The following is a 3,076-nucleotide window of genomic DNA, read 5'->3' as shown; positions in this document are numbered from 1 at the left end:
GGGGACCCTGTGGGAGAGTAGGACGCCGCCGAACAATCATTGCGGGAAGCCCCGCACCAAACCCTTCGGGGTTCGGTGCGGGGCTTTTCTGCGTTTACCGGCAGCGTCACCGGCCCGGCTGGGTATCCTGGCCGCGTTCCCCTGGAGGACACGATGACTGCACAGCAGCTGGAAGACGGCGGGCCGCTCATCCCTCAGCCGGCGATGACACGCGAAGCCCTCCGGGACGCCGTACGCCGCATCGACATGGCCAATCTGGCCGTGCTCGACAAGGAGTGCAACGAGGCCTTCGACCGTGCCGCGGAGACCGGTGCCATCAACCCGTTGCGGTTCTTCCTGATCAAGTGGGCGACGCACGTGGCGATCCACCGTTGGCCGGCGCGTTCGGCCGCGCTGCACGAGGCGGAGCGGGTGGCCGGCGACCCGGACGCCACGGAAGAGGAGTTCCGGGCCGCCATGGAGACGAGCAGCCGCATCCTCACCGAGGCGCAGCGCGAGATCGGTCAGTGACCGCGCCGCGGGGCGAAGGCGTGGAGAACGACAGCGGTTGGGCGTGGGAGTGCGATCCCAGCCGGCTGTGGGTCCTCGGGGACATGGCCGCGGAGCACCAGGAGCTCGTCACCGCCGTCCTGGACGGCTTGGTCGAGCTGGCCTCGATGGCGATCGACCCCAAGGACGGCAGCCTCTACGAGGATCCCCACCCGATGCGGCTGCGTACGTACGAGGACGAGCACCTGATGGTCTGGTACCAGACCATCCCCCACCGCCGCCGGGTCTACCTGAAGCGCGTCAACCTCTGAGCCGGCCCGTCCCCGCGGTCGCCCCCGGCCCACCAGGCCCCTGAGCGCGGCCCGTCGGGACGATGCCCGGGCGAGCACCACCTTCTCGAGACCGCCTCGCCCGTCCACCGCACTCGCGGACGCCGGGCACGCTCAGGTGCGTGACGGCGCTGCCTCGTGGGCGCTGCTGCGTGTGGAGTGCGGAGAGGTCATCGACCCGGAGTGCGCGGACGCGATGGTGGGTGACCTGGCTGCCTTCGCCAGCTGCGCCCGGCGCCGGAACCAGGGCGTGTATTGCTGGGTTGTGTGGGAGGACGACCCGCTTGGGTTCGACCGTAGACGGTCTTCCACGGGTGAAAGTGGTCGGGCAGGCCACTGCACCCCGGTCCCGGTCCGCACCCGGTGCGGGATCGTCGATCACCCGCCGCCATGCCCGTTGGTGACCGGCAAGAACGCTCGCCGTAGTTCCACTCGGCACCACTCGGATCACCCCGCCCCGTGCCCACAGGAGCGACTCGGCACGGGGCAGTGACTCGATCGGGGTCGGTGGCCTTGGTCCCGTACGAGGACAGCGGCGACCGCCGCCGCGCGTGCGTTCGTCGAGCCGTAGACGGCGGTGTGCCGTAAGCCCGCACGACGGTGGAGTCGATGGAGGCCAGCCAGTCTGCTGCGAACGGGACCGGCCCGGCGAGTGGTCAGCCTGCGGGCTTGGTGGGGAGGGTGCGCTGCCATTCGCGGCCGATGCTCCGGAGCAGGGCCGGGTATACGCCCAGGTAGCGGAAGGGCTTGATGGCTGCCATGTAGAGGGCGCCGAAACGGCCGTTGGGCTTCACCAGGACGGCCATCTGGCCGCGGTAGCCGCCGGTTCCGTCCGGTACCCAGCCGATGTGCATCAACCCGTGCACGGTCCGGTTCGCCATCTCCGCCACCCACTCGTCGTGCGTCTGGTAGACGGACGTGAACGAAACCGAGGCGGGGTCCGGGCCGCGGGGTCCCTCCAGGAGATCCGCGGGCAGGCGGTCGCGGAGCGTCGGCACCCGCTGGCCGAGGCCATCGGCGGGCTTGTCCCAGCCGAGGAGCGCCCCGAGCTTCCAGCGCACCGCGAACAGCGCGCGCCCGAGGAGCGAGGGGACGGGATCCCCCTTGCCGGTGGCGAATTGGTGCACGAGCCGTTCGAGGTCGTCGGGGCCGCCCGGCGTCGGCAGGGCCCACACGTCCTCGAGCCGGAAGTCGCCGGCGAGCTCGTGGATGCGCCAGGGCCGAGAGGTGTGCGCGGTGCGGGGAAGTCTCATCAGCAAGCCCCTGTCTATACGATGCCGTATAGAAGAAGACTAGCCCATCTGTACGGTGCCGTATAGATGGCTGGGCGCGAGGGGATGGGAGACAGGCATGGGCGTGACCCGCACGCCACGCGGCAAGTGGATCGAGGAGGGCCTGCGGGCGCTGGCCGCCGGAGGCCCGGAGGCGGTCAGGATCGAGGTCCTGGCCCAGGCGCTCGGCGTCAGCAAGGGGGGCTTCTACGGCTACTTCGCCAACCGGGACGCCCTCCTCACCGAGATGCTCGATACGTGGGAGCGCGAGGTCACCGAAGCGGTGATCGAGCGGGTCGAGAGCGAAGGGGGAGACGCGAGGGACAGGCTGGAGCGGCTGTTCCTCATCGTGGCGGCGGCCGGCGACGGGCCGGCGACGGGGGTCGGGCCGGACCTCGCGATGCGTGACTGGGCCCGGCGTGACGAGGCCGTGGCGGAGCGGCTCCGGCGCGCGGACAACCGGCGCATGGACTACCTGCGCTCCCTGTTCCGCTCCATCTGCTCCGACGAGGACGAAGTCGAGGTCAGGTCCCTGATCGCCTTCTCCTTGCGGATCGGCTACCACTTCATCGCCGCCGACCACGGCGGCCGCAGCCGCGCCGAGGTGATGGAGCTGACCAGGAAGTGGCTGCTGAAGTAGCCCCTGGGGGCGTCAGGGGTCGGCTTAACCCGGGAGTCAAGCCGATTTTGACACCTCCCAGGTCGGGTTGTAGAGTCGAGAAGTTGCCTGGAGCGGACACGCTCGGCAGCAGCCCCCACAAGGAATCACTTTCGAGTGGGGACAGTCGACTCTTCATTCGGGAATCGAAGCCGGGGAAATCCGGTGGAGAACTTCTGATAGAGTCGGAATCGCCGGAAAGGGAAAGCGCGAAAGCGCCGGAACCGGAAAGCGCCGAGGAAGTCGGACACGAAAGAGTCTGATAGAGTCGGAAACGCAAGAACACAGCAACAAAACAGAACGAAAGCCCGGAGGAAAGCCCGAGAGGG

4 protein-coding genes are annotated in these 3,076 nt (G+C 69.1%); 3 read left to right on the top strand and 1 reads right to left on the bottom strand.

Annotation, left to right across the window (positions count from 1 at the left end):
* Positions 1-153 precede the first annotated feature (153 nt).
* Positions 154-510, top strand: coding sequence for a hypothetical protein (locus tag ACFYP3_RS37380; RefSeq protein WP_388842561.1), 357 nt, complete (start codon positions 154-156; stop codon positions 508-510).
* A 20-nt stretch (positions 511-530) separates the two neighbouring features.
* Positions 531-800 carry a hypothetical protein gene (locus tag ACFYP3_RS37375; RefSeq protein WP_388842559.1) on the top strand — a complete coding sequence of 90 codons (270 nt, stop codon included), beginning with the start codon at positions 531-533 and terminating at the stop codon, positions 798-800.
* Positions 801-1,474: 674 nt separating this feature from the next.
* Here ACFYP3_RS37375 and ACFYP3_RS37370 read toward each other — a convergent pair.
* The gene (locus ACFYP3_RS37370; RefSeq protein WP_388842557.1) at positions 1,475-2,071 is read right to left on the bottom strand and encodes a DUF2867 domain-containing protein; all 597 of its coding nucleotides are present in this window, start codon (positions 2,069-2,071) and stop codon (positions 1,475-1,477) included.
* Between the two features lie 97 nt (positions 2,072-2,168).
* On the opposite strand from ACFYP3_RS37370, the gene ACFYP3_RS37365 reads away from it, so the two are divergent.
* Positions 2,169-2,729 carry a TetR/AcrR family transcriptional regulator gene (locus ACFYP3_RS37365; protein WP_388842555.1) on the top strand — a complete coding sequence of 187 codons (561 nt, stop codon included), beginning with the start codon at positions 2,169-2,171 and terminating at the stop codon, positions 2,727-2,729.
* Positions 2,730-3,076: the final 347 nt, after the last annotated feature.

The sequence above is a fragment of the Streptomyces sp. NPDC005533 genome (assembly GCF_042871845.1).
Classification (GTDB): Bacteria; Actinomycetota; Actinomycetes; order Streptomycetales; family Streptomycetaceae; genus Streptomyces.
This window is presented reverse-complemented; position numbering and strand designations above follow the sequence as displayed.